The organism is Amycolatopsis sp. NPDC089917, assembly GCF_040684635.1.
In the GTDB taxonomy this organism is placed as follows: domain Bacteria; phylum Actinomycetota; class Actinomycetes; order Mycobacteriales; family Pseudonocardiaceae; genus Amycolatopsis.
The window spans coordinates 42,554-67,558 of the sequence record NZ_JBFBGL010000046.1 but is presented as its reverse complement, the minus strand read 5'-3'; the positions used below and the strand labels follow the sequence as shown (position 1 = coordinate 67,558).

Sequence of the window (25,005 nt, the reverse complement as noted above, 5' to 3'; positions counted from 1 at the left end):
GGGTTGCTTTGTGTCGGGGGGGCGCCCGGGGGGTTGTGTTTGGGTATTTCGTGTTCTAACCCGAATCGCCACTCACGACCACCCCGACCGACACCTCACCCGCCCTCACGGCACCTGCCGCGGCTACTACGGCGCGCTTGGTTTTCGCAGGTCGTGGCCTGGGTATTCGAGGGCCATGAGACCCAACGCGAAGGTGCCGCCGTACCTGCTGGCCGCACAGGCCGGTTCGGTCGTGCGCCACTTGTTCAGCCGCCTACGGGCAGGCGAATCCGTCTCGCCCGCCGATCTCAGCCGGACCATCGGGGCGTTGCAGCAGCTCGCCGGCGACCTCGCCCACGTCCTGCCGAGTCTGCAAGGGCAGCTCGAAGAGAACCTGCTGGCGGGCCGGATCGGCGCGGGCGACACGGCGGGGGAGGCCTGGGACAAGGTCGCCGACGTCGGTCACGCGCTCGCCCAGGCCCAAGCGAACAGTCTGGTGATGGCCACCGAACTGCGCGCTTCGCAGCGGGTGCTCGGAGAGCTCACCTCTTCGTGACCCGCCGCGGTCAGCCGACCGGTTGAGCGCGGACCACTGCCACCGGGCAGTGCGCGTGGTGCAGCGCGTCGTCGCTGATCGACCCCAGCAGGAGGCGCCGGAGATCACCGTGGTCGCTCCGGCCGACCACCAGCAGCGCGGCCTCGCTGGACTGCACGGTCAACGCCTGCGCGGCGGGCCCGACCCCGTGCACCATCTCCACGGCGACGTCCGGGTAGCGCTCCTGCCACGGCTTGAGCTGCCGGGCGACGAGTTCGTCGGCGACCTCCTGGGGAAGACCCGGGGACGGGTCCAGGACCGGGCCGCCGAGCAGCGGTTCGCTCGCGGGACCCCAGATCGGCATGCGGGCGACGTGAACCGCGTGCACGGCGAGCCCGTGCCGCGCCGCGAAGTCGAACGCGAAACCGGCCGCCTGCGCGCTCTGCTCGGAGCCGTCGGTGCCGAGGATCACCGGCCCGTCCGGGGGTGGCTGCTCCCCGCGGACGACCACGACGGGACGGCCGGCGGTCCTGGTCACGCCGGATTCCGTCGAGCCGGTGACGGCCCGGGTGAACATGCCGGTATGCGATTCGCCCAGCACGATCATCGCCGCGTCCGTCTCGTCGGCGACCGCGGTCAGTACCTCCTCCGGAGTCCCGTCGCGGACGAGCGTGCCGACTTCGAGGCCGGGATCGTCGCGGTTCAGTGCTTCCGCCGCCGAGGCGAGCTGTTGTTCGGCGGGCCGCGCCTCGGCCGCTTCGCGGATGCAGCACGCGAGGACCAGGCCCAGGCCGCGCGCCTTCGCTTCGGCGGCCGCCCAGCGCACAGCGCGGCGGGCCTCGGGCGATCCGTCGAAGCCGGTCACGACCGGTCCCGGGCGGGTTCGTTCAGCGGACATGGGGCATCACCTCCGACTCGCCGGTGATACCCGCTTTCCGGTGTCTTCAAGCCACCGGAGTTTCGTGTGCCCCCGGACCTGGGTACTTCCAGGTATGACTTCCCTGTCGACGCCTCGCGCGCTTGACACGAAGCGCGCTTTGTCGGTGCCCCTGGAATCACGGGCGCCGGAAGAACCGCGGGGACGTCTGCGACTGCACGTGAGCAGGCCGACCAAGGGGACCGCCGTCATCACGGCGAACGGCGAGGTCGACCTCGGTACCGCGCCCCGGTTCTGGGACATGCTGAACCAGCGGCTCCACGGTCACGGCGTCACGTTGATCGTCAACCTGTCCGATCTCGATTTCTTCGGCGTGACGGGCATCCGGGTGCTCGAACGGGCGCAGCTGCTCGCCGACGACACGGGCACGCTGCTGTTCGTCTTCCCCGGCGAATGCCGTTCCGCCCGGCGGATGCTCGACCTCTACGACGGCGCGGGTCTTCACTCGCTGTAGACGTCTTTGGTGACGCGTCACAACCGGCGACGGGCCGCGAGCGCCGCGTTCAGCAGGGCGATGTGTTCGAGCCGGGTGGGGTCCAGCCCGGTGAGATCGGCGATCCGGCGCAGCCGGTAGTCGACGGTGTTGGGATGGACGTGCAGGTCGGCGGCCGTCTGACGTCGCCCGCCCCGTCGCAGGAAGGTCTCCAGAGTCTGGAGGAGTTCCTCGTTGCCCTCCAACGGCGCCAGCCTGGTGGCCAGCCGGTCCAGGGCCGGTCCGGGGCGCGAAAGCTGGTATTCGAGCAGGACGTCGTCGAGCCGGTACAGCCCCGGCGGCCGCCCGGATCCGGTGGCGACCGCGAGCACGTCCTGCGCCAGCCGCGCCGCGGCGGGCACGCCGGCCGGATCGGCCGCGGCGGTCCCGGCGATGACCTCCGCGCCCGCCGTGCGCGCGACGTCGGCGAGGACCCGCTCCAGTCGTGCCCAGTCGCGTGTGGACAGTTCGTCGGCCGCGGTTTCGTGCGGCAGCAGGGCGATGCCACCCTCGGGGGTGAGCGAGGTCAGGACCGTGCCCCGGATCTGCCGCTCCAGTTCGACCCGCAGCCGCCGGAGCTTCCGGCGGCCGGCGATCAGCGGGTCGACGCCGTTGTCCTCTTCGTCCGGATGCGCACCGACCGACGCCGCGAGGACGATGTAGCACGGCGGAAGGCGCAGACCGGCCTGTCCCGCCGCGACGTCCGCCGGATCGCCGTCGAGCAGGGCGGCGAGCACCGTGTGCCGCGCCGAACGTTCGTCGTCGAACATCGTCCGGCGTTCGTCGAGGTATCCCCCGCCGACCGCGGGCGTGACGACTTCGAGGTATCGCAAGGTCAGCGCGTTGACGGCGAGGACGTCGGCGACCTCCTCCGGGCGCGCGTCCGGCGTCACCGACGCCCAGACCACCTGGATCCCGATGTGGTACGCGGTGAGCACGATGTCGATCGGGATACCCTCTTCCGCGCGCCGGGCGGCCGATTCGCGGAGGAAGTCGAGCTCCTCCTGCGACGGCGTGGCGCCGGTGCGCAGGGTGTCGATGAACGATCGCAGGTTCTGCTCGATGACGTGGGTGATGTCGCCGCTGAGCTCCTCGGCGGGCAGCAGGCCGTACTCCGGGATCCGGGAGACGATTTCGGCCAAGACCGTCTTCGTGAGCGAAGGCAGGACTTCGGTCAGCCGTTCCGCCAGTGGACGTCCGCCGATGCGGAACCCCGGATCCTTGTCACCCGTCACAACCGCCCATCATGACAGCTGGTCAGCGAGTGAGCGCGTCGCGTGCCGAATCGAGGGTCGGGTGCACGATGAAGACGGCGTCGAGACCGAGCAGCGACATCGGGCGCAGCAAAGCCCGCTCCTGGGTGACCAGGATGAACGGGACGTCCGACTTCTCGGCCTTCGCGCGGATCTGGACAAGAGCCGTGAAACCGGATGAATCGCAGAACGTGACCGCGGACAGGTCCGCGATCAGCGCCGCCGGAGTGAAGCGGAGCTCGTCGTCCATGGCCTGTCGCAGGCCGTCCGAGACGGCCAGATCGATCTCACCGGACACGGTGACCACGGTGTCGGCGCTGGACGTGGTGACCGAGATGTCGAGCGGGGACACGAATCTCCGCGCTGGACGGGGCGGATCGGAAGCGGGAGCGCGGTAGTCGGTCAAGTTGACTCCTTGCCGGTACGAGGGACCGGCTACTGCCCGGTGGACATGCCGGACCCGTGAGAAGGGACCCGGCGGCTGGTGTCTGAACCGCGACGGGACAACCGTAGCAGTCTCGCGGCCCGTCTCGCCGATTGAGAGCGGTGCGGCCGGTCACGGGTCCGCGCTGACCGCGTTGTCGAGCACCAGGAGAAGACTGTGGCCGCGAGGCCGGGACCGGTACGGCGAATCCGGGTTCCAGCCGACGCGCACCGGACCGCGAGTTCGGTCTTGCCGCCCCGGCCATCCCGGCCACGACCCAGACACCGCCGGACGGCCTGACATCCGGCCGTGTCCTCCGCCGCGAGGGGTTGCCAGGCAGCTGCGGGACCAGCTGTCCTTCTGCACCGAGTTCCGCTTCGCACAACGCGGCGAGTGCGGGATTGGGCGCGGAAAGCCCGGTCTCGAACTTGCCGAGACAACCCTTGATGTAGTGGGTGCGAGCGGCGAGCTCGGTGAGGAAAGGGCCGCCGCTTTGCGGCGACGCGTCAGTTCGGCTCCGAATGTGGCTTTCTCGGTCACCGGCTCCATCCTCGTCGGAGGATCAGTATGGCGAGGTGGACGGTGTTCCGGCAGCGTTCGCCGGCCGGGTCCGCGGACCCGGCCGGCGAACGCGGGTGCTTTTCATCGTCTTCGATCGTCCGTGTCCTCAGCCGAACACGAGGCCGAGCAGGGCCAGGATCAGGCCGATGGCGTGGGTCTGCATGGTCAGTCCACCTCCTTTCCGTGCGTGGCGACCACGGGTCTTCCCGGGGTCGCGGGCGCGGTCCCCTGCGTGCAGCCGAGCGCCACTCCGATGACGAGCGCGACCATCCACAGCCAGAAAGCCAGCCGTAAGAGCAGCGAGAGCGAGCACTCGACCTTCATTCCGACTCCTTCGGTGCGCATGCCAGGGCAGCACTCGACAACGCGGGAAAACCGCTGGTTGGGGTGTTATTCGCCGCGAATTGCGGCGGCTCACCAAGAATGCGTCGCCGGTCCGGGGGCGACAAGGAGTTTCCTGTTTCCCGTATGAGAGGGAAAGGAGAACCCAAAATAACGATCGTCGATATACGGCCTCGCTCGGCTGGACACGGACGGTCGGGCTGACGACTATTGACGACCGTGCTCGAACCACTAGGGGAGGACTGGTGACTGTCAGCGCAGTGGACCTGGCCGGCGAATTGAAGCAACTCCGGCGGGGCAGAGGAATCGCGGCGCCTCAGCTCGCTGAACGAGCAGGCCCCGCGCTGCGCGCGGTTTGCGGTACGGCCGAGAACGACGAAAACGCGGCGATCCGGCGGAGACTGACCGACTGTCTGTCGGAGTGGACGCGTTCGCTGCCCGACGATCTGCGCACCGCCGTGCTGGCCGCGCTGGGACTGCACCCGGAGGCGGTGAAACCGTTCTATCAGGATCGGGTGCGCTGGCTGGCCGGACATCTCGATCGTGACGCCCGGACCGCGCGCAGGCGGATCGACGAGGGCCTGGACCGGCTCGCCGAGATCGCCGTGGCGTCCACAAGCGAGTCCGACGAGGTCGAAGCCTGCCGTCCCAGCAGGAGATGGCATACCGAGGAGCTGCGTGTGACGCTGGCGCTCGATCAGCCGATTCCGGAGGTCTTCGAATTCCGCCGGATCGTCGCCGACGCCGACGACATCACCGAACTGGATCTGGCCCTGACGCTGACCGACTCGGTCTATCGAGGCGAAGTCATCGGCACCGACGATCTCCGGGTCGACGTGTTCCACGGTGGCCTGTTGACCAGCCGGGCGATGGAGTCCACCGATCGAGTCGGGCTGGGGTTACGGTTGCCCGAACCACTCGGCCGGCACGGCAAGCACGAAGTCGCCATGCGATTCAGGGCGGAATTCCGGCACCCGCACTTCGTCTGTGTCCCTCGGCATCCGGTCGATCTGTTCGATCTGCACGTCCGGTTCGCCCAGCCGATCCCGAGCGACGTCGTGCAGTTGGATCGGGTCTTCCAGGGCGACGTGAGTGACGAGGCCGCGCGAGGGTTTTCCCTGACAGCGGACGCCTCCGGAGAAATCCACGTCCAGTTCCGCGGTCTGGAACCGGGTTTCGCCTACGGGGTGCGGTGGAAGCCATCGGAACCCGGCCCGCGCGGCTCGGCGAACTGAGAGTCGTCCGGTCTTCACGTGACCGTCCGTGCCGTGAACGGCGCGGAGTCGAAGGGCTGGGGGAGCCGGATCGCCCGTTTCGCCGCGATCGCCTTGGCCGACAGTTCGGTCGCGATGCCGTGGGTCGCGAGGATGGCGTCCGCGGCGCTGTCGACCCGTTCCGTGGCGTGCGTGTCGCGCTCGCCGAAGGCCAGTGCGAGCCCGAGGTCGAGCCTGCTTTCCAAGGTCTCCGGATGGGCCGAGCCGAGTAGCCGGATCTGCGGCCCGAGGATGTCCTCGAGGAGATCGGCCTGACGGCGGAACTCGCGCAACTGCCCATGGGCCAGTGCCATGCCGTGCCTGATCCGGTACCGCAACGGATGCTCGCCGCCGAACACGAGGAGAACGGTTCGCTCGGTCTCGCTCAGCGCACGCAAGGCCCGGTCGGGCTGGGCGAGCGCCAGCAGGACGCGACCGGCCATGGCCGCGACGGTCAAGGTCAGGGCACTCTCCGGGCCGTGCCGTTTCCCGTACGCGCTTTCCAGTTCGCGGAGGTCCGCGGCGAACCGCTCTCGATCGGAGCGGTCCGGGCGGAGGTTTCGCAGATCCAGCGTGACCGTCGCCTCCGCCCGCAGCAATTCGGCTTCGGCGCACCGGAAATGCCGATCCCTGCCGGTCTTGTGAAAGGCCGCGGCCACTTCCGCTGCCATTCGGCCTGCCTGTCGCGGATGGTCTTCGAGCAGCAAGGCACGCGCGTATTCCAGGAGAGCCGGCAGCAGGAGATCTTCGCGCAGCTCCGGCAGGATCGTTTCGAGCGACGCCAAGGCGTCCCGAGGGCGTCCGCGGAGCCGTGACGCCTGCGCGTCGGCCACGACCACGGGAAACCGATCTTCACCCTGGACCTGGCGAGCGTATTCGTGCCAGAACGTCCGATCACCGGCGTCGTAGTCTCCCTGGCAGTCGAAGGCCCGCGCCGCGACCAGCCTGGCCGTGTATCGCTCGGCGTCGGTGCGTGCCAGGAGCAGCGCGTGCCGCGCGTGCCCGATCGCCTCCGGATAGAGCCCGCAGGCGATCTCGACCCGGGCCGCCGCGGCGAAGTCGGTACTCGCCGCGCCCTCGGTGGCCAGGATCAGGGCGTGGATCTCACCCGCCGCCAACGGATCCCGGTGTTCTTCGTGAGCGGTCGCGATCGGACGCAGCAGCTGGATCCGGTACCTCGCGGAGGTGCGTTCCGCGAGCGCGCGAGCATGCTGGAGGAGGAAGTCCCGGCACTCGATCCTGTCATCGGAAAGAAGACGCAGCAGGGCTTTCGCCGCGGAATCGGGCAGGTCGCCCGCCTGGGCCCCGGCTGCCTCCGCCACGAGCGGCTGCAGTCGCAGCCCTCCGTCCCCGCGCGAGGCGACTCCCCGCGCGGCCAGCTCGTCGACCGCTTCCGTGAAATCCTGTTCGACGGCGAGTCCCAGGACGTCACGGGCGTACCCGAACGGGAAGGGGACCGGGGCCAGCAGGCCGCCCAGCCGGACGACGTCGGACGCGGTGCGGCCGAGGCCCGCGAGGATGTCCTGGATCGCGTGCGGCGCGGTGTCCGGGGAAGTGGCGAACGCGAGGTCGTCGAGTGGTCCCGGCCAGTGCCGGGCCGCCGACGCCGTGGCGCGCACGGTGATCGGATGTCCGCCGCAGCGATCGATGTACCGCAGTATCGCTTGCCGTTCGGTGTCCTCCCGTGGTGCGCGGTGCTCGCCGAACAACCGGAGCCCTTCGCCCGGAGTCAACCCGGTGAGATCCAGGGTCGCGACATCCCACGGAGAACGCCCCGTCCTGCTCGTGATCACCGTCGACACTTCGGGAGCGGGGAGCAGCAGCTGGTCGAGGATGTTCGGAGGGAGCCCGGCCGGAACGTCGTCGACGAGGACGAGGGTCCGCTTCCCCGTGGCGCGGATTCTCTCGGCGACGTGAAGACGCAGCCGATCGAAGTCCATTCCGGACATGTCCGCACTCAGCAGGTCGCCGGCCACGCGGCTCAACGCGAGATGGAACTGGGGAAGCATCTCTTCGGGCGCGTGATGCCCGAACGGGCCCAACCGCAGGACACCGCCGCCGAAGGCTTCGTGGAAGAGACAGGCGTACTGCCCCGCCAGGGCGGTCTTGCCCACGCCCCGCGGTCCGCGCACCATCAGGACCGATCGGGTACGCAAGCCGTCGTGGACCGCCCAGAGTTCCCGGTACCTTCCGGCCGAGCGCGGCAGTGGTGGTTCCCCGCCGCCTGTTCCGAGGGGGTGCGCCGCGTCGGCCACCTTGCGTCGGACTCGCCCGACCAGTGTGGGCAAGGTTCGAGGGGTGACGGGCCCGGTGAAGAACTCCGCGTCAGCCAGTTCCGCAGGGGAGATGTGTCCGTCGCCGGGTTCCGGGTCGACGACGAGAACGCGCGTCGCCGGATCGCCGTGACGGCTCGCGGCGGCGAAGGCCGCGGTCAGCGCCCATTGACAGACATGACCCTCCAGAAGGGCGCGTGAGTAGTAGACGAGCACGACGCGTGAACAGGCGATCGCGTCGGCGAGTTCGCGGGGGACCGGCGAGAACTCGCCGGTGACGGTGTCCCGGAAGACACGGAGGCCCGCATCGCGCAACGCCGCGTCGATCTCGGCCATCCGCGTCGTGCCGTCGGGATCGGCCCGGCTGAAACACAGGAAGACGTCGAAACGATCGGTGTCGTGGACGTCGGGCAAGCCAGGGTCGGGATCCGTCATCTTCGCTCTCCCCAGAGGTCGGGCCGGTATGCCCGCGCAAGGTCGTGCCGGGAAACGATTTCGCTACGGACGATCACGCCGAACCGAAAACTGTCCTTGTTCTGCCCGGTGTTCCTCCGGATTCACTGACAAAACCAGGACAAGAAACCTCAGGTCGCAACATCGGCGCCGCACTCCTCGATTATCGGGCATTCAGACCGTGACGCCCGGGAGAGAGAACATGGGAACCGCCACTGACACCGCGAACGAGAGGACCGGCACGGCCGTCCCGGTCGGCGATGAAGTCGAGGGCTACAGCACTTTGGAGACCGTGTCGCGCCCGTCGGGGCGGCTGACCAAGGACGTACTCGATCCCCTTGTCCTGGCGGCGAAGACCGGTGACCCGGACGCGGTCCACGCGTTGCTGGCCGTCGTGAAGCCGATGCTGGTGCGGTACTGCCGTGCACGGATGGGCGGCCGCGACCTTTCCTACCTGTCCGCCGACGACGTCGCGCAGGAAGTGTGCCTCGCGGTGTTCAAAATGCTGCCGGTCTACGAAGATCGAGGCGGGTCCTTCCTCTACCTCGTGCGGGCCATCGCGGCCAACAAGGTCGCCGACGCCTTCCGCGTGGTGTCCCGCGACCGATCCGACCCCGTGGCAGAACTCCCCGAGGCCGGATCGGTCCGCAACGAACCGGAGAACCACGTGCTCGACGTCGACCTCGGCGCGCGTCTCGGCAGGCTCGTCGCCAAGCTGCCGAGGTCGCAACGGGAGGTGCTGACCCTGCGGGTCGTCGTCGGGTTGACGGCCACCGAGACCGCGGCCGCGGTCGGCCTGACACCGGGCAACGTGCGGGTCAAGCAGCATCGCGGGCTGATGAAGCTCCGTGAACTGATGAAAGAGGAGGACGGCGAGTTCTGAGTCGCTCCAGGACCGGGACGCCCCAGGCCGGTCCCGGCAGCCACAGGGCTCGTAGGCTGAACGCCACACGCGGTGGGCGGGAGGCCGAAGTGACCGGGACGACGACGGCCGAGGTGATGGCCGAACTGGCCGCGCTCGAGGATCCGCGCGCACGCCAGGTGAACGAGAAACACGGCGACGACCACGGGGTCAATCTCGGCAAGCTGCGCGCGCTCGCGAAGCGGTTGAAGACCCAGCAGGAGCTCGCGTCGGAGCTTTGGGAAACGGACGACACCGCGGCGAAGCTGCTCGCGCTCCTGATCTGCCGTCCGAAGGCGTTCGGGCGTGACGACCTGGACCGCATGGTGCGCGAGGCGCGGACCCCGAAGGTGCACGACTGGCTCGTGAACTACGTGGTCAAGAAGAACCCGTACGCCGAGGAGCTCCGCCTGGCCTGGTCCGAGGATCCGGATCCCGTGGTCGCGAGCGCGGGCTGGGCGCTGACCACCGAACGGGTGGCGAAGAAGCCCGAGGGCCTGGACCTCACCCGGCTGCTCGATGTCATCGAGGCGGAGATGAAGACCGCGCCGGATCGGCTGCAGTGGGCGATGAACCATTGCCTGGCGCAGATCGGGATCGACCACGCCGGGCACCGTGCGCGCGCGATCGGCATCGGGGAGCGCCTCGAAGTGCTCAAGGACTACCCGACGCCGCCGAACTGCACGTCCCCGTTCGCGCCCGTCTGGATCAGCGAGATGGTGCGGCGGCAGCACGCGTAGCGTCCGCCTGGATCTCCTCGAACTGAGCGCCCATGCGCGCCGCGAGGGCTTCCGCCGCCCGCAGCGGCCGGACCATCACCTTGAAGTCGGTGATCTTGCCGTCGGCGTCGAAGGTCAAGAGGTCGCAGCCGTTGATTTCCAGCCCGTCGACCGTGGCTTCGAACTCGTACACGTGGTGCGCGCCGTCGTGGATCTCGCGGACGTAGCGGAAGTCCTCGAACACGCGCAGGACGCCGCGCAGGATCGCCGCGGTGATCGCCTTTCCCCGGTAGGGCTTGAAAGCCACCGGGCTGGTGAAGACCACGTCGTCGGCGAGCATCGCCTCGATCGCGGCGGCGTCCTTCGCTTCGACTGCCTGACGGAACGTGGGCATGACGATCTCCTCATAGTCAACTTGTTGAGTAGACATCGGCGAGCCTAGGCGATCACCGGGGCTGCTGTCCATCAAAGTGACTATTCAACTTTGCGACTAATCGGGGTCGACCCTTATCATCGCGTCATGGCGTTGCGGAACGCGATCCTCGCGATGCTCCTGGACGGCGAGTCCTCGGGCTACGACCTGGCGAAGGGCTTCAACGCGTCGGTCGCCAACTTCTGGACCGCGACCCCTCAGCAGCTCTACCGGGAACTCGACAAGATGGAGTCGCGGGGCCTGGTGGCCGCCCGGATCGTCGAACAGGAGCGACGTCCGAACAAACGGCTCTTCTCCTTGACCGACGCCGGCGCCGCCGAACTCGCCGAGTTCACCACGCGAGCACCGAAGCCGACCGCGATCCGCGACGAACTGCTGGTGCAGATCCAGGCCGTCGAGGCGGGCGACGACGAGCGGATCCAGCACGCCGTCGCGGACAGGATGGCCGCCGCCGAGACGAAGCTCAAACGTTTCGAACGCCTCCGGGACCGCCTGCTCGGCGAGTCCGGCGAGGCGGAGTTCCTCGCGACCGCGCCCCGGGTCGGGCCGTATCTGACCCTCGCCCGCGGGATCGCGTTCGAACAGGAGAACATCCGTTGGTGCGAACAGGTTCTCGCGGTGCTCGACCGGCGTGAGGCCGCGGGTTTCGGAGGTGAACGGCTTGGCTGAGAAGGAGAAAGGCCCGGTTTTCCGTCAGGTGGTGCTGGACTGCACCGACGCCCGCGCCCTCGCGGAGTTCTACCGGCGTCTGCTGGTGTGGAACTACCGTCCGGGTGACGAACCGCCTCGGCCGGGCGCCGAGGACAAGGACTGGCTGGTGCTGCGGAATCCGGACGGCGGGGCGCAGCTCGCCTTCCAGCAGGTCGACAGGCTGGATGAGGCGAGCTGGCCGGACCCCGAGCCGGTGCCTCAGCAACTGCACCTGGACCTGACCGTGGACTCGGTCGAGGAACTCGAGGCGCAGCACGCCCGCGTCCTCGAACTCGGCGGGCGGCTCCGGTTGGACCGCAGCGAAGATCCCGAGGAACCCCTGCGCGTCTACGCGGATCCCTCGGGGCACCCGTTCTGCATTTTCGTCGCCTGAGGACCCCGCCGGGCGCACCGCGTCGGGGCCAAGTCCGTGAAGGCCTCCTTGAGGGAACCTGGGTCCCTCAAGGAGGCCTTCACGGACAGTGGGCTTGGAGGGGACGGGCAGGGTGAAGGGGACTTTCTCCTCATCACGCGAGCCGAAAGTCCCCTTCCTCTCAGGTCGGGGTCGGCGGAGGTCCGGAAGCGTTGCGAAAGCCACTTTCGCAACCTTCAACGTTGCGAAAGTGGCTTTCGCGACACCCGAAGCCCCGGCAGGCGCGAGAGCGGCGGGCACACCGCATTTGCCTTACCCCTCAACAGAACCCGAATGGCCATTCACGACCTCGTTCTCAGGAGCGGCAAAGCAGCGCGTCGGGAGTGCGATTCGAGCCGACGCGGCCGGTGTACGCGACACCGGCGACGTACTCGCCCGGAGCGCATTGCCCCTTGTAGTGGCCCGAGGCGAAGTCACCGCCGGGAGATCCGGACGGGCGGTTGTCGCCGCGGTCGAACCAGACCGTCCGGCCGGCGCGGCCCAGCGGGGTGGCGGACTTGCCGCACAGCAGGGCGGAGAACGCCGCGCCCTGGACGCTGTAGCCGACGGCGGCGTGGTCGGGCGGGCATTGGACCTTCGTGTACCCGGACGCCCAGTCGGTGTCCACATAGGTCTCGCCGCGGACCACGGAGTATCCCGCCGGGACGGCGAGCGTGCCGGTGCACAGACCCCGGTTGCCGGTATGGGCGAGGCCGGTGAGCCGCTGGCCGTCGGGACAGGCACCCTTGCGCGCGCCCGGATTCCAGTCCGCCGTCGCGCGGACCTTGCGGGAGGCCTGGAAATCGGCGTAGTCGAGATTGAGCATCGACCAGCGCTCGGCCGCCGGGATCCGCCCGGTGCGGGACGGCGAGTCCACCAGCCGTCGCCAAGCAGGGCCACGCCAGTCGGTGCCGTCGAGAACGTCGACGCGCCGGCCCGCGGTGTCCCACGAGAGCAACGACCATCCGTTGCTCTCGCTGCCGTCGTGGAAACCGACGGCGGGCCAGTAGGCGAAATCGGTGTCGTTCTCGGCGAGGTAGCCGACGAAGTTCTCGAACCAGGCCCGGCTCGCCGCGTCGGTGGTATTGCGGCCTTCGCCGAACTCGCTGATCCAGAGTGGCGCGGTGTAATGCTTGCCGGTCTCCGCGGAGACGAAGAACGCTTGCCGGTAAAGGACATCGCGGAGTTCCTGCGGGGACAGGTCCCGGTAGCGCGGATCGTGGGTCTCGCCGGTGCCGGTCGCCCCGGAATGGTTCGGACCGGTGTAGCCGTAGAAATGCGCGGCGTAGACCAGTTTCCCGGAGTCCACAAGCGTATGCGACAGCGTGCGGGCGGGTTCCAGGGTGGGCCTGCCGTGGGGGAGGCCGTCCACGGGCAGTCCGGTCCAGTTGATGCCTTCGACGATGAGCAGCAGGTCCGGATTGGCCTCCGTCTGGAGGCGATCGGCCACCCGCTGGCTCGCGCGCTGCCAGTCGGTGCCGTTGCCCCAGCCCCAGTTGGGATCGTCGAAGACGTTGCGGCGGACCTCGTTGTACAGGTCGGCGCCGACCACCCGCTTGTTCGCGGCGTAGCGGCGGGCCATGAACAGCCAGTCGTCCTGCCATTGCTGCTCGGTCTGCGCGGTGTTCCAGCGCTCGTTGCCGTCGAGACCGCAGCACCAGCGCGAGGTGGTCGTGTGATTGTTGAGGATCACCGCGAACCCGCGAGCGGTCAGCCGCGTGACGACACGGTCGTAGACCTGCAGCGGGGTCAGGCCGCGCAGCTCCGGGTTCGCCGGGAGGGCGGGAACCGGTGCGCTGTCGTGGATCATGGCGTTGGAGAAGGGAAGCCGGACACTGTTGAGGCCCAGCTGTGCCAGCCCGTCGATGACGGTGTCGATCGAGACCCGGTCCAGCCCGAGCGGCGTCTGGTAGGCGATCTCGCCCGCGTGGTGCGAGTTCGGATCGTTCACGTCGCCCGAGCCGTTCCACGTGCCGCTCGCGCCGTGCCAGTTGGCGGCCTTGAGCTTGAACCGGTCGCCCGCCGCGTCGACGATGTAGCGGCCGCGCGTGCTGAGCGGCGCGACCCAGCCCGCCGGATCCGCCGCGGCTTCGGCGGCCGCGAGCGGGGGAGGGGGAACCACGACGCCGACGGTCACCAGCACCGCGAGCAGCACACTCTTGATCGTCACACGCCGGAGCTAACCAGTCGCACGGCCGGTTGTATACGGACGATCGGGTTCACCTGTTGGTAGCTTCCCGTCATGACCATCGCGTTGATCATCGGCGACCTCCAGCGAGGCATCACGGGAAACTACCCGTTCGCCAAGCAAGTCCTGCCGCCGCTCACGGCACTGCTGCCCCGTGCCCGCGCGGCAGGCACGCTCGTCGTGTTCGTGCACTTCGCGTTGCGGGGCAACGGCGCCGACCTGCCTCCGGGGAACGCGTTGTTCAAGACGTTCCACGAGTCCGGTGACACCTTCCACGAAGGCTCGGCCGGAACCGGGATCGATCTGCCGGTCGCCGGCGAGGACGTGATCGTGCTGAAACGCCGTGCCAGCGCGTTCGCGGGCACGGATCTCGATCTGGTGCTCCGCGCGCGGGGAGTCGACACCGTCGCGATCGCCGGGGTCGCGACCAGCGCGATGGTGACCGCGACGGCCTACGACGCGGCGGACCGCGGCTATCACGTGACCGTGTTGCGCGACGGCTGCGCCGACGGCGACGAGGCGATACACGACTTCCTCCTGGACAGGGTCTTTCCGAGCCGGGGTTTCGAGGTCGTGTCCTGTGAGGACTGGCCCTCCGGGAGTCCTCGATAAATGCCAGGCGGGATCCGCCCCCGATGTGGCACCGTGCACGGTGAGCGATCAAGGGGGCGGGGATGGAGACGCGGCGACTCGGGCGCACCGACGTCGAGGTGACACGGCTGGGGTTCGGCGGCGGCCCGCTCGGCGGGCTGTTCGCGCCACTGGACGACGAGACGGCGGCGGGGGCGCTGGCCGCCGCCTGGGACGCCGGGATCCGGTACTACGACACGTCGCCGCATTACGGCATCGGGCACTCCGAACGCCGGATCGGCGAATTCCTGCGTTCGCGGCCGCGCGATTCCTACGCCTTGTCGACGAAGGTCGGCCGTCTGCTGGTGCCGCAGGACCCGGACGGGAAGAGCGATCCGGCCGGTTTCCACGTCCCCGCGACGCATCGCCGTGTCCGCGACTTCACCCGTGACGGCATCAGGCGCAGCGTCGAGGATTCGCTGGAGCGGATGGGGCTGGACCGGATCGACGTCGTGTATCTGCACGACGCCGAGGAATACTTCGACGACGCGCTGCGCGAGGGATACCCGGCCTTGGCGGAACTGCGCTCCGAAGGCGTCGTCGGCGCGATAGGCGCGGGCATGTACGACACGGCCATGCTGACCACCCTCGTGCGGGAGACCGACGTCGACGTGGTCATGCAGTCCGGCCGCCACACGTTGCTCGACCACAGCGCGCTCGACACTTTCCTGCCCGCGTGCGAGGAACGCGGCGTCTCGGTCATCGCGGCGTCGATCTTCAACTCCGGGCTGCTCGCCGTGCCGCGCCCGGCCGAGGGAGCGCGTTTCGATTACGAGGCCGCGACAGCGGATGTCGTGCGGCGGGCGAACGAGATCGCCGACGTGTGCGAGGCACACGGCGTGACACTTCCGCAGGCGGCCATGGCCTTCCCGCTCCGGCATCCGGCCGTCGCCGGGATCGCGGTGGGGATGCGGTCCGCCGAGGAGGCGCGGCGCAACGCGGAATCCTTCGCCGTGGAGGTGCCCGCGCGGCTGTGGGGCGCTTTGCGCGTGGCGGGCTTGATCAGTTCGGACAACGATTAGGGTGGCTCGATGACGTCGGTCAAACAGGTCCAGATCACTTTCGATTGCGCGCAACCCGAGCGTGTCGCCCGTTTCTGGTGCGAGGTGCTCGGTTATGTCGTGCCGCCGCCACCGGAGGGGTTCGCCACCTGGGACGACTACACCCGTTCGCTCCCGCCCGAGAAGCAGGACGCGGGGTTCGTGTGCGGTGATCCCACGGGAGCGGGGCCGCGGATGTACTTCCAGCGTGTTCCCGAAGGCAAGGTCGCCAAGAACCGGGTCCATCTCGACGTTCGGGTCGGCACCGGGCTCGTGGGAGAAGAACGCCTCGCCGCTCTCGAGGCCGAGTGCGCCCGGCTGGTCGCGCTCGGCGCGGTCCGTGATCGGGTTCTGCTGGCCGACGAGGAAAACGAGTCGTGCATCAATATGAGGGATATCGAAGGCAACGAGTTCTGCCTCGACTGACACTCTTTCGGCTGACCGCCATTCGCAGGATCGATTCGCAACCGTTGCACAATTCGTGTATCGTCGTGGATCGCTCACGAAGCGCGAACGACCACCTGGAAAACGTGGGTGACGTGCCGTTTCGTCACCCTGCGGGCCCGGCCACCCTCCCCCTCGCGCCGGGTTCCGTGAGCCCGGCGGCGCCCGGCGGAAGCCGGCCCCCTCCCGGTCGATCCGAGGCGCCGCCGGGAACTCAACCGCACTCGCGGGCCAGGCGGGTCGTCGTGGGAAGACACGCGCGGCGGCGTCGTCGCGGCGGTCGGAACGAGACGTGATCTCGTAAGCTGGCCGCGGTGTGCGCCCGCGCAGGGAGGACTACACCTGAATTCGTGAGGTGTCGATGGACGTCGATGAGGTGAGCGCGGGGTCTTGGACCCCGGGCATGGTCGCCGAGGAACTGGGCATCTCGCCGGTGACGCTCCGGACCTGGGCGGCGCGCTATGGCGTCGGTCCCTCGCTGCGGCCCGACGGGCGTCATCGCCGGTACTCCGACGACGACGTCCGCAAGCTCCAGTACATGCGGCGGCTGATCGATCGCGGCATCCGGCCGCGCGAGGCGGCGGCCGCCGTGTTCTCCGGCATGGACGATGTGGTTCCCGAGATCTCCCTCGACCAGCGGCTCGGCGAGATCGAGCGGGCCGCGGAGGATCTCGACTTCCCGGTCATCGCGGCTCTGCTGGACGAAACGCTCGACACCATGGGCGCGGCGAGGACGTGGACCGAGATCCTGTTGCCGATCCTGCGCGACCTCGGCCTCCGCTGGAGCCGGGGCGACGTGTGCTTCGAGTCCGAGTGGGCGCTCACCAGCGAAGTCTCCTACGCGCTCCAGCGTTATGTCGCCCGGTTCGCCTACACGCCGTCGGATCGGCGCGTGCTCATCGCGTGCTGTCCCGAGGAACGCCACAGCCTGCCCGTCGAGGTCTTGCGCGCGTCGATGGCGGAGGTCGGCATCCCCGCCGTCTATCTCGGGCACATGGTGCCGGCGGAGACCACGGCCGGGATGGTCGCCAAGCTCGATCCGGTGCTGGTCGTGCTGTGGTCGATGTCCCCGGCGACCGTCGACAACCTGCTGCGCCAGCGCCTTCAGCGCCGCGGTTTCGAGGTCGCCGTCGCGGGTCCTGGCTGGGAGGGGCTCAACGTGCGCGGTGCGCCCTGGGTGAACGACCTGGCCGAGGCGATGGACCTCGCCGCCGAGCGGCTGAAGGCCTGAAGCCCTAGCATCGCGTCGATAATGAATCGAAACAAGAGCAATCCCGATCCGCTGTGGCTGTTCGGTGATCAGCTGGGACCGCACTTCCACGGCACGGACGGGAACCGGGACCGTGAGGTCCTGCTGATCCGCTCGGCCGCGGCTTTCGCGCGCCGCCCGTTCCACCGGCAGAAGATCCACCTGGTCGAGGCGGGGATCCGGCGGCTCGCAGCGGATCTCGGCGACCGAGCCCGGATCGTCGACGCGCCGACCTACGCGGAGGGACTGCGCCGGTTCGGGCGGCCGGTCGTGGTGCACGAACCCGGTTCGCACGCCGCCGAGACCCTCGTGCGGCGTCTGCGAGAGCAAGGTCTGGTCACCGAAGTGCTTCCGACACCCGGATTCGTCCGGTCCAAAGAGGACTTCGCGACCTGGGCGAAGGAACGGCAGCGGTTCGTGATGGAGGACTTCTACCGCGATCAACGCCGCCGGTTCGGCGTCCTGCTCGACCCGGACGGCGGCCCGGCGGACGGGAAATGGAACTTCGACCACGACAACCGCCGTCCGCCACCGGGCCGGTCGACGCTGCCTGTTCCCGCACCCTGGTTCCCGTCCGAGGACGACGTGGACGATCAGGTGCGCGCCGACCTCGACAAGGCGGAACAGGACGGCGAGATCCATCCCGTCGGTGTCGACGGCCCACGCCGTTTCGCCGTCAGCCAGGGCGAAGCGGAGGAGGCGCTGGACCGGTTCCTGGACCATCGGCTCGCGACGTTCGGTCCCCATCAGGACGCCATGCTCGGCGCCGACTGGTCGATGTCGCACGCACTGCTGTCGGTGCCGCTGAACCTCGGCCTGCTCGACCCGCTCGACGTCGTCCGGCGGGCCGAGGAACGGTATCTGTCCGGCACCGCGCCGCTGGCCAGTGTCGAAGGGTTCGTCCGGCAGATCCTGGGCTGGCGGGAGTGGATCTGGCACCTCTACTGGCATCTAGGGCCGGAGTACCTGAAGAGGAACGAACTCCACGCCCACCGGAAGCTGCCCCGGTGGTGGCGGGAACTCGACGCCGACGCGGTCGAGGCGGCCTGCCTCCGCACCGCCCTCGCCGGCGTGCGGGACCGCGGCTACGCCCACCACATCGAGCGGCTCATGGTGCTGGGCAACCACGCGCTGCAGCGCGGCTACGACCCGGCCGGGCTCACCGCCTGGTTCGCCACCGCGTTCGTCGACGGATTCCCGTGGGTCATGCCCGCCAACGTGATCGGGATGAGCCAGTACGCGGACGGGGGAGTCGTCGGCACGAAGCCGTACGCGGCGGGTGGCGCGTACATCAACCGGATGAGTGACCACTGTGGTGGCTGCACCTACAACCCGAAGAAACGAGTGGGCGCGGACGCCTGCCCGTTCACCGCGGGTTATTGGGCTTTCCTCGACCGCAACGCGGATCGGCTGCGGGCCAATCCGCGGATGCGGCAGCCGTTGAACGGCCTGGGCCGCCTGGCCGACCTTCCCGATGTCGTGGCGAGGGAAAGCCGGCGAACGCAGTTCTGACCGGCGCGGCGTCAGGCGTCGCGGATGCTGAAGGTCGTGAGGCAGAAGCTCCCGTCGTCCAGGCGATCAGCGATCACGGTTCCCTTGGCGGACCGGTTTTCGACCGTTCCGGCGACGTCCGCCAGAACGAATTTGGAAGTCCCGCTGGTCCTGGTGATCGCGACGCGGGAACCGAGCGGGAGAAGGGAATCGATCTTGTCGTCCATGAATCTCTTCTGCTCTTCGCAGGCCAAGGCGATCGCCCCCGCCTTGTCGGCCCCGGCGATCTTGCCGAGGAAGTCCGTGATCACCTGAACTCCCTTCTCCGGCGTTCGCGGCGCACGCCTCGTCACGGTGACCCTCGGCCGCGTCGCCCGGCTGATCGTCGTGCTGGTGGGGCTTTCCTCGCTGCTCGTGGGTGCCGAAGTCGGCACCGGGCTGGACCACGGTGCGGGCGGAGGGGTGCTGCCGCCTTTGCCGAGCAGGAATCCGGGAGTGGCGAAACCGGTGATGCAGAAAGCGACCAAGACGATCACGGCGATCAAGATCCCGACGGCGAGGCCGGGCTTCACGGTCGCCGGCCCCGCCGGAGTGTTCTGCTGGTCTGGATAGCTCATCGGATTCACCTTCCGTGCGGATCTGAATGGGCGATCCGACGGCGTGTTCCCGGCGCGGGTTCCGACCTTTCGGAGATCTTACGGTTTTCCGGATTCCTTTCCGTGAAAGGGAAAAGCGTGCAGGGGGAATTCGGCTTCGATGAGTGAGCGGCCGCCTGCCCGGACTTCGCCGCCGCGGCCCGTCGCCGTGATGGTGGCCGGGCTGCCCAGACTGTCGCCCATGTCCACGCTGATCGCCGTCCCGAGATACGCGGCGAGGCACGCGGTGCTGTTGGCGTTGGCGATGTCCTCCGGGACGCCGATGGACGGCGCGAACATCCGCGCCGCGAGCGACCCTTCCACCGACGGCCGGGAGTACACGTAGACGCCGAGAAGGCCGGAGCGGTCACACGCGTCGCGCAGACGGTCCATGTCCGGCGTCAGGGCCGCCAGCGTGGCGCGGTCGGGCACGGACGCCAGGACGCGTTCCCGGCCGATCCCGGCGACGCGCAGCTCCGGCTCGAACCCCAGTGCGGCCGACACCAGCGAGCGCTCGGCGGCGTCCGGCTCCCGGTGCTTGACCGGACCGGGGTCGAACGCTGCCTCGGACGACCTCCCGTTCGGTTCGCACCAGCCTTCGAAGACACGGTCGCCGGTCCGGAGCGTGGTTTCGAAACGCCGCCGGCCGCCGGCGAGGGCGGCCAAGGCGGCGATCGTGCCGTGACCGCAGGCGGGCAGCTCTCCCGCCGACGTGAAGAACCGCAGGTCGATCGGACCGTCGCCCGGCAGGCGGACGAAGACGGCGTGCGAGGTGCCTTGAGCGGCGGGGACCTCACGCCGCTGGTCGTCGGTCAGCGGCGCGTCCTCCAGTACCACCGCGGTCGGGCTGCCGCCCGCGTTCCCCCGCAGGCAGGCGCGGACAAGGATCACGGACGCGGTGTCATGTCTCATGTCACGAACACTATCGAAATTCGTTCATCCTTTCGTGGAAGCCGGAAAAAGAATCACCGAATTCGGCCGGAACTTTGCCATTCGGATGTCATTTCGGAGACGGTTCCGTGCAGCTGTCCCCAATTCCCCGAAATGAGTACGCTGAACGGCGTACCGGATATGCCAGAGGGGTTCGGGAGGGTGGCATGGACGCGGTTTCCGCGGCGGCGATCACGTCGTTCTTGATCAGTTATGGCCGACATTTGGCCGGTGTCGCGAGCGAGGTCGTCGACCAAGGAGTCAAGGAAGGACTTCGCGCAGGCGTCGGGAGCGCTGGACCGCCTCGCGGAGCAGCCGGACAACAAGCGACTGCAGGGCGCAGTCGAAGATCATCTCGACGAGATCCTGAGTGCCGACGCCGATTTCGCGGCCTCGCTTTCTGAACTGGTCGAGCGGATGAAAGCGACCGGTCACCCCGGTGTTCAGGTGCGGGACTCGGGAGCGGTGGCCATCGGCGGGAACGTGTCCGTCAAAGGAACCCGTCAGGTCGCCGGGCGGGACATCACCATCTCCGCCCCAGGGAAATGACATGACGCGCACGAACAGGGCCGGGATTTTCGCGGCCGGGCTCCTCCTGGTCGTGGCGCTGACGTCGTGCGGCCGTGAACCGGGCACCAAGGACCCCGATTCGCCACAGGTGACGGAAACGTCCACCGGGTTCACGTCGATCGTGCCGTCGTCGGAAGCGGTCCCGGTGCCCGGCGTGTCGACGTCGGCAGGCGCTGGGGGAGTACCCGGCGGCGATCAGCCCGCCGAGCCAGTGCCCGGCCAGCACGACCGGCTTGCCCCCGGCGATCCGGTCGAGCACCCCGGTCAGGATCTTCCCGGTGGTCTCGAAACTCTGCGGCCCGTCGGGCTGGTCGCTGGAGCCTCCGCCGTGCAGCAGAACGACGACAGGCCGTCCCCCGACCGGATTCCCCGTGCAGGACACGTTCACCGAACGCTCGCCGACCTTGATCTTCCGCGTTCCGGTGAACGCGGCACGCTCGGCCGCCGGGCTGCCGCTCGCGGGCGATCCGGACTCCGGTTCCGTGGCTTCGTCGCAGCCCGACAGCGCGGCGCCTGCCACGGCGCAGCACAGCGCGATCAGAGCGGATGCCTTACGGGACATGGTGAACTCCTGGGATGAGAGAACGATTCACGCGGCGACGCTACGGATTCGGCGGCCGGGAATCGTCACCACGCGGTGGACACCTCCGCGTAGCTCTCGCGGGGGACAAGCCCGCGCTACGCTGAATGATCGACAAGACGAGGAGCGCGGATGGAAAACGGCGGAGTCCGGGTCCACGGCGAGTCTGGGCAGGCGGTCCTGCTGCTGCCCGGTGGTGCCGAATCCTGTGACGGCTTCTTTCCCGGTCTGGTCGAAGGTCTCGTCGCCGACCCGGGCTGCCGGGTGATCGTGCACGACCGGCCGGGCACCGGCACCGCGACGGACGACGGCGCGCTGGCGGACGCCGCGTCCCACCTGAGCGCGCTCATCGACAGCCTGGACTGCGGCCCGGTCGTGGTGGTCGGGCAGAGTCTCGGCGGCGCCGTGGCCGTATTGCTCGCCCGCGAGCACCCCGAGAAGGTCGCCGGCCTGGTCCTGCTCGACCCGACGCCCATCGACGATCCCCGGACGTGCGCCGGTCTGGAACGCGCGGTGGGTGTGCTCGGCAAGCTTTCGACCGTTCCCGTGCTGCGTCACGTGTTTCCGCGGGTCGTCAAAGCCGCCGTTCTCAGAGCCGCGCGACGTCAGGATCTCCGGCCGGACTGCGAAGCCGCGTTCGTGCGGACGGCGGACGCCGACCTCCCGACGCTGGGGCGTGCGGTCCGCGGCATCACGGCGCTGTCGAAGGAGGTGCGGGGCGCCGCCCTGCCTCGGTTGCCCGCTGTCGTGGTGACCGCCGACCGCAAGCCGGACACCGCGATGCGGCGCTCCCACGAGCGTTTCGCCGCCGCGTTCGGCGGGCGGGTCGAGTGCTGGCCGGGGGCGACGCACAGCGTGCACCTCGACCATCCCGACGAAACCCTGGCGACGGTACGGGAACTGGTCTCCGAGGTCGGCCGCGCGGCCTGAGCCGATCGGGCTGTCAGGGGCGGACGAAAGCTTCGGCCGGTAGCGCGAGGCGCTGCGCCAGCGTCTCGTCGTGGCGGGCGATTTCCCCGAGAAGCGCTTCGATGGACTCCTCGTTGGCCCGGCGCAGTTCGCGGTCGTCCGTCGTGCGGGCGCGTGCCCGCGCCAGCTCGTCGAGCAGTTCGGACGGGAGCTTGTCGGCGTCCCGGCCATGGTGCGGGTTGAGGCCGGAGCGGACACAGGCCAGCGCGATGATCTGGTCACGCACACCGTCGAGCATCAGCATCGCCTGCCATCGGCGACCCCGAGCGATCGCGGAGCGCGCGTGCACCCCGTACAGCCAGCCCATCCCCGCGAGGTGATCAGGGTCGGGGCCCGCCGGGCTCGTCGGCGTGTTCGCCTTCCCGAACACAAGCTCGAATCCCGGCTCGGTCGCCCGGAACCGATCGTCCGGCCAGAACGAAATGTCGATCTGCAACGAACTGGTCAAGAGGAAAACCCGATAAAGGACACCTCGGGCCATGACATCGAGATGGTGGGCCACGTCGTACTCGGCATAGAGCTGGGCGGTCCAGCGTGCGCTGACCTCGCCGGGCTCCGCCTCGGACCCGATATCCGACCACGCGTCCTCACGTCCTGTCGCGGCGGAGCCGACCAGCGCCGCCGCACTCACCTCGGCATCATCACGTGCCCAGGACAGAAGAGTGTCCCGGACCGCCGTTCTCTGCGCGATCGAAAACATGCGACCGACCCTAGAGGCCGCCCTGCCGGTGATCCGCCGGGACTTCGTAGATGATCTCCAGTCCGTCCTCCTCGTCCCATTGTTCGCCGACCTTGACGAAGCCGTACTGTGACGCCAACCGGTAAGAGGCGTTGTTGTCGGGGCCGATCGTGACCCGGACGGTGTGCACTTGCGGCTCTTTGGCGGCCCGTGCCAGCAACGACTCCAGCGCCGCTCGCGCGTAGCCGCGTCGACGGTAGGACGGGTCGACGGCGTAGCCGATCTCCACCATTCCCGAAGTGTCGGGAGGCCCGTGGTAGCCGGCTGTTCCGACGGCCGACAGGTGTTGCCGATCCCAGATTATGCCGGTGACCCAGGCAGCGCTGTGGGGATCCGCCGCGACTTGCCTGCTGCGCCGCTGCCACAGCCCACGCCGGTCCGATCCGGTCAGGTAGGCGGTCAGCGGCACCGGGCTGGTCGCGGTTGCTCCGGCCAGATCACCGCGAGCGAGCGAGTCGAGCACCGGGCCCGTCAGACGCACGATATGAACATCCGGCTTCGGTCGTTTCCCTGTCGTTGCTTGATGCTCGTCCGGCACGGAGGCGAACCTGCCACGGATCAGCGCGCGACGCACCCGAAATAACACGGTCGCCGACCAGCCCGCCGCGTCGTAGAGCGCCGGCAAAGTGCTCGACAGCAGTGCAAGGCAATGAGCACACTGCGACGGTGATCCGTTTTCATTTCCGGTTGAGGCCGCTGGCCGAGGTGGAGCCCTGGGGTGAGCGCGGTCTGCACTGGTTCGCTTTGACGGACGGCTGGTACTGGATCGAGGTGGACGGGCACAAGCTGTTCCGGCACCCGTCGAACGCCGTTGAGGGGCTCGACCACTACGTCGTCCGGCTGTGGGAGGACGTCCAGGAAATGCTGCCGTCTGTGCTGGAACCGGTGCCCGCGGACCTCGTCGACCACCTGACCGGCGATCAAGACGCCTGGTGCGATGCGGCCGCGGAGGACGATGAGACAGCTCTCGACTGGTACAGCAGCCACTTCCTGTACACCGGTTACCTCTCAGCCTCGCCAGACATCGTCTGGTGGCGGTCGATCGCCGACCGGGACATGATCACCGTCGACTGGCGGCACACCGCCGAGCACGGACTTGACTGCGCGGTGCCAAGGCAAGGACGGGCAAGCGTCCCCACCGAGTTGTTCCTGCAAGCAGTGGAGGAGTTCGACCGGGAACTGATCGAGGCGATGGACAGGCGTATCACCGAGATCGAGACCCGCGGGCTGGCTCCGGACATCCGGCTCGACCTCGACCAGCTCCGCCACGAACACCAGCAGCGCTCACGATCCCTCGCCGTCACACTGCAGCACGTGCCCGCGACGGACTGGGCAGCCGTTCGCGAAGGCATCGCGCGCATCTTCCCGACACCTACGCGGAAGCCGTCATCCGTCGCCCACCGAAACCGGACGAGTGACCAGGAGCGGGTATGACCGACGACGTGGCCGGCCGAGTGATCAAGGCCGAGCAGGATCGGATCCGGTGTCTCCTCGACGTGGACCGCGACACCTACGAACGCTTGCACGCCGCGGAGTACCGGTTGTGCAACCCGACCGGCGCCGTGTGGACGAAGTCCGAATACCTGGATCTCCTCACCAGCGGGCGGGTCGCCTACCGGGAACTGGAGCTGACCAGCGAGGTGGACGCCATCGTCGGCACCGACGTCGTCGTCCTCCGCTACCAGTGCGTCATCGAACTCACCGTCGACGGCGCGGACATCCCGCGGCACGAGGCCTGGCACACCGACGTCTACATCACTGTCGACGGCACGTGGCGTTGTGCCTGGTCGCAGGCCACCGGCATCATGGACCTTCCGGCTGCCGCACCCGGATCCGGCACGTAGTTCTCGCCGCTCGTTACCCTCTCGATCTCGCGCGACTTGGGCGCGTGCCTGCCCATACG

29 protein-coding genes are annotated in these 25,005 nt (G+C 68.8%); 17 read left to right on the top strand and 12 right to left on the bottom strand.

The annotated features are described in order from the left end of the window. Window positions 1–175: 175 nt before the first annotated feature. Entirely contained in the window at window positions 176–535 is a 360-nt protein-coding gene (locus AB0N89_RS28980; RefSeq protein ID WP_364210650.1) for a hypothetical protein, read from the top strand. Between the two features lie 10 nt (window positions 536–545). Here AB0N89_RS28980 and AB0N89_RS28975 read toward each other — a convergent pair whose 3' ends face one another. Then, window positions 546–1,412 carry a universal stress protein gene (locus tag AB0N89_RS28975; protein ID WP_364210647.1) on the bottom strand — a complete coding sequence of 289 codons (867 nt, stop codon included), beginning with the start codon at window positions 1,410–1,412 and terminating at the stop codon, window positions 546–548. A 199-nt stretch (window positions 1,413–1,611) separates the two neighbouring features. Between AB0N89_RS28975 and AB0N89_RS28970 the strand changes: the two genes are divergently transcribed. Further along, entirely contained in the window at window positions 1,612–1,905 is a 294-nt protein-coding gene (locus tag AB0N89_RS28970; protein WP_364210644.1) for an STAS domain-containing protein, read from the top strand. A gap of 17 nt (window positions 1,906–1,922) precedes the next feature. On the opposite strand, the gene AB0N89_RS28965 is transcribed toward AB0N89_RS28970, so the two are convergent. From AB0N89_RS28965 to AB0N89_RS28955, 3 genes are all read right to left on the bottom strand, one after another. Then, window positions 1,923–3,158, bottom strand: coding sequence for a helix-turn-helix domain-containing protein (locus AB0N89_RS28965; protein ID WP_364210641.1), 1,236 nt, complete (start codon window positions 3,156–3,158; stop codon window positions 1,923–1,925). 22 nt (window positions 3,159–3,180) lie between these two features. After that, entirely contained in the window at window positions 3,181–3,582 is a 402-nt protein-coding gene (locus tag AB0N89_RS28960; RefSeq protein ID WP_364210638.1) for an STAS domain-containing protein, read from the bottom strand. 744 nt (window positions 3,583–4,326) lie between these two features. Beyond that, window positions 4,327–4,485, bottom strand: coding sequence for a hypothetical protein (locus AB0N89_RS28955; protein WP_364210635.1), 159 nt, complete (start codon window positions 4,483–4,485; stop codon window positions 4,327–4,329). A 263-nt stretch (window positions 4,486–4,748) separates the two neighbouring features. Here AB0N89_RS28955 and AB0N89_RS28950 point away from each other — a divergent pair, with 263 nt between their 5' ends. Beyond that, window positions 4,749–5,738, top strand: coding sequence for a hypothetical protein (locus tag AB0N89_RS28950; protein WP_364210632.1), 990 nt, complete (start codon window positions 4,749–4,751; stop codon window positions 5,736–5,738). Window positions 5,739–5,752: 14 nt separating this feature from the next. On the opposite strand, the gene AB0N89_RS28945 is transcribed toward AB0N89_RS28950, so the two are convergent. After that, on the bottom strand, window positions 5,753–8,464 hold the full coding sequence (locus tag AB0N89_RS28945) for a TIR domain-containing protein (RefSeq protein WP_364210629.1): 2,712 nt from the start codon (window positions 8,462–8,464) through the stop codon (window positions 5,753–5,755). A 220-nt stretch (window positions 8,465–8,684) separates the two neighbouring features. Here AB0N89_RS28945 and shbA point away from each other — a divergent pair, with 220 nt between their 5' ends. Both shbA and AB0N89_RS28935 read left to right on the top strand, forming a co-directional pair. Beyond that, entirely contained in the window at window positions 8,685–9,365 is a 681-nt protein-coding gene (gene shbA, locus AB0N89_RS28940) for an RNA polymerase sigma factor ShbA (RefSeq protein ID WP_364210626.1), read from the top strand. Between the two features lie 89 nt (window positions 9,366–9,454). Next, entirely contained in the window at window positions 9,455–10,123 is a 669-nt protein-coding gene (locus tag AB0N89_RS28935) for a DNA alkylation repair protein (protein ID WP_364210623.1), read from the top strand. On the opposite strand, the gene AB0N89_RS28930 is transcribed toward AB0N89_RS28935, so the two are convergent. Further along, window positions 10,092–10,496, bottom strand: a complete 405-nt coding sequence (locus tag AB0N89_RS28930) for a nuclear transport factor 2 family protein (protein WP_364210659.1) — start codon at window positions 10,494–10,496, stop codon at window positions 10,092–10,094. The genes AB0N89_RS28935 and AB0N89_RS28930 overlap by 32 nt on opposite strands. Window positions 10,497–10,622: 126 nt before the next feature. Here AB0N89_RS28930 and AB0N89_RS28925 point away from each other — a divergent pair, with 126 nt between their 5' ends. Then, window positions 10,623–11,204 carry a PadR family transcriptional regulator gene (locus tag AB0N89_RS28925; RefSeq protein ID WP_364210620.1) on the top strand — a complete coding sequence of 194 codons (582 nt, stop codon included), beginning with the start codon at window positions 10,623–10,625 and terminating at the stop codon, window positions 11,202–11,204. Beyond that, window positions 11,197–11,619 carry a VOC family protein gene (locus AB0N89_RS28920; protein WP_364210617.1) on the top strand — a complete coding sequence of 141 codons (423 nt, stop codon included), beginning with the start codon at window positions 11,197–11,199 and terminating at the stop codon, window positions 11,617–11,619. The genes AB0N89_RS28925 and AB0N89_RS28920 overlap by 8 nt, the downstream gene beginning before the upstream one ends. A gap of 334 nt (window positions 11,620–11,953) precedes the next feature. Here the strand turns inward: AB0N89_RS28920 and AB0N89_RS28915 are convergent, their stop codons facing one another. Continuing rightward, on the bottom strand, window positions 11,954–13,807 hold the full coding sequence (locus tag AB0N89_RS28915) for a cellulase family glycosylhydrolase (RefSeq protein ID WP_364210614.1): 1,854 nt from the start codon (window positions 13,805–13,807) through the stop codon (window positions 11,954–11,956). A 72-nt stretch (window positions 13,808–13,879) separates the two neighbouring features. Between AB0N89_RS28915 and AB0N89_RS28910 the strand changes: the two genes are divergently transcribed. The 5 genes from AB0N89_RS28910 to AB0N89_RS28890 all read left to right on the top strand — a co-directional run bounded on the left by AB0N89_RS28910 (window position 13,880) and on the right by AB0N89_RS28890 (window position 18,700). After that, the gene (locus AB0N89_RS28910; RefSeq protein ID WP_364210611.1) at window positions 13,880–14,437 is read left to right on the top strand and encodes an isochorismatase family cysteine hydrolase; all 558 of its coding nucleotides are present in this window, start codon (window positions 13,880–13,882) and stop codon (window positions 14,435–14,437) included. Between the two features lie 62 nt (window positions 14,438–14,499). Continuing rightward, window positions 14,500–15,477, top strand: coding sequence for an aldo/keto reductase (locus AB0N89_RS28905; RefSeq protein ID WP_364210609.1), 978 nt, complete (start codon window positions 14,500–14,502; stop codon window positions 15,475–15,477). A 9-nt stretch (window positions 15,478–15,486) separates the two neighbouring features. Then, window positions 15,487–15,921 carry a VOC family protein gene (locus tag AB0N89_RS28900; RefSeq protein ID WP_364210606.1) on the top strand — a complete coding sequence of 145 codons (435 nt, stop codon included), beginning with the start codon at window positions 15,487–15,489 and terminating at the stop codon, window positions 15,919–15,921. Window positions 15,922–16,300: 379 nt separating this feature from the next. Next, window positions 16,301–17,170, top strand: a complete 870-nt coding sequence (locus tag AB0N89_RS28895) for a MerR family transcriptional regulator (RefSeq protein ID WP_364210603.1) — start codon at window positions 16,301–16,303, stop codon at window positions 17,168–17,170. 21 nt (window positions 17,171–17,191) lie between these two features. Further along, window positions 17,192–18,700 (top strand): cryptochrome/photolyase family protein, encoded by a 1,509-nt coding sequence (locus AB0N89_RS28890; RefSeq protein WP_364210601.1) that lies wholly within the window; start codon window positions 17,192–17,194, stop codon window positions 18,698–18,700. An 11-nt stretch (window positions 18,701–18,711) separates the two neighbouring features. On the opposite strand, the gene AB0N89_RS28885 is transcribed toward AB0N89_RS28890, so the two are convergent. Then, window positions 18,712–18,990: a hypothetical protein gene (locus tag AB0N89_RS28885; RefSeq protein ID WP_364210598.1), complete on the bottom strand. Its 279-nt coding sequence runs from the start codon at window positions 18,988–18,990 to the stop codon at window positions 18,712–18,714. Between the two features lie 43 nt (window positions 18,991–19,033). On the opposite strand from AB0N89_RS28885, the gene AB0N89_RS28880 reads away from it, so the two are divergent. Continuing rightward, window positions 19,034–19,291, top strand: coding sequence for a hypothetical protein (locus AB0N89_RS28880; protein WP_364210595.1), 258 nt, complete (start codon window positions 19,034–19,036; stop codon window positions 19,289–19,291). Between the two features lie 83 nt (window positions 19,292–19,374). Here AB0N89_RS28880 and AB0N89_RS28875 read toward each other — a convergent pair whose 3' ends face one another. Beyond that, window positions 19,375–20,226: a PhzF family phenazine biosynthesis protein gene (locus AB0N89_RS28875; protein ID WP_364210592.1), complete on the bottom strand. Its 852-nt coding sequence runs from the start codon at window positions 20,224–20,226 to the stop codon at window positions 19,375–19,377. 249 nt (window positions 20,227–20,475) lie between these two features. On the opposite strand from AB0N89_RS28875, the gene AB0N89_RS28870 reads away from it, so the two are divergent. Then, window positions 20,476–20,793, top strand: coding sequence for a hypothetical protein (locus tag AB0N89_RS28870; RefSeq protein WP_364210589.1), 318 nt, complete (start codon window positions 20,476–20,478; stop codon window positions 20,791–20,793). On the opposite strand, the gene AB0N89_RS28865 is transcribed toward AB0N89_RS28870, so the two are convergent. Then, window positions 20,768–21,376, bottom strand: coding sequence for a hypothetical protein (locus tag AB0N89_RS28865; protein WP_364210586.1), 609 nt, complete (start codon window positions 21,374–21,376; stop codon window positions 20,768–20,770). The genes AB0N89_RS28870 and AB0N89_RS28865 overlap by 26 nt on opposite strands. Before the next feature lie 150 nt (window positions 21,377–21,526). On the opposite strand from AB0N89_RS28865, the gene AB0N89_RS28860 reads away from it, so the two are divergent. Further along, complete coding sequence (locus tag AB0N89_RS28860; protein ID WP_364210584.1) at window positions 21,527–22,324, top strand: alpha/beta hydrolase; 798 nt, start codon at window positions 21,527–21,529, stop codon at window positions 22,322–22,324. A 13-nt stretch (window positions 22,325–22,337) separates the two neighbouring features. Here the strand turns inward: AB0N89_RS28860 and AB0N89_RS28855 are convergent, their stop codons facing one another. Then, a complete protein-coding gene (locus AB0N89_RS28855; protein ID WP_364210581.1) occupies window positions 22,338–22,994 on the bottom strand; it encodes a nucleotidyltransferase domain-containing protein in 657 nt (218 codons plus the stop codon). A 79-nt stretch (window positions 22,995–23,073) separates the two neighbouring features. Beyond that, window positions 23,074–23,583 (bottom strand): GNAT family N-acetyltransferase, encoded by a 510-nt coding sequence (locus AB0N89_RS28850; RefSeq protein WP_364210578.1) that lies wholly within the window; start codon window positions 23,581–23,583, stop codon window positions 23,074–23,076. A 185-nt stretch (window positions 23,584–23,768) separates the two neighbouring features. Here AB0N89_RS28850 and AB0N89_RS28845 point away from each other — a divergent pair, with 185 nt between their 5' ends. Further along, window positions 23,769–24,536 (top strand): DUF5984 family protein, encoded by a 768-nt coding sequence (locus tag AB0N89_RS28845; protein ID WP_364210575.1) that lies wholly within the window; start codon window positions 23,769–23,771, stop codon window positions 24,534–24,536. Then, window positions 24,533–24,946: a nuclear transport factor 2 family protein gene (locus AB0N89_RS28840; RefSeq protein WP_364210572.1), complete on the top strand. Its 414-nt coding sequence runs from the start codon at window positions 24,533–24,535 to the stop codon at window positions 24,944–24,946. The genes AB0N89_RS28845 and AB0N89_RS28840 overlap by 4 nt, the downstream gene beginning before the upstream one ends. Window positions 24,947–25,005 lie beyond the last annotated feature (59 nt).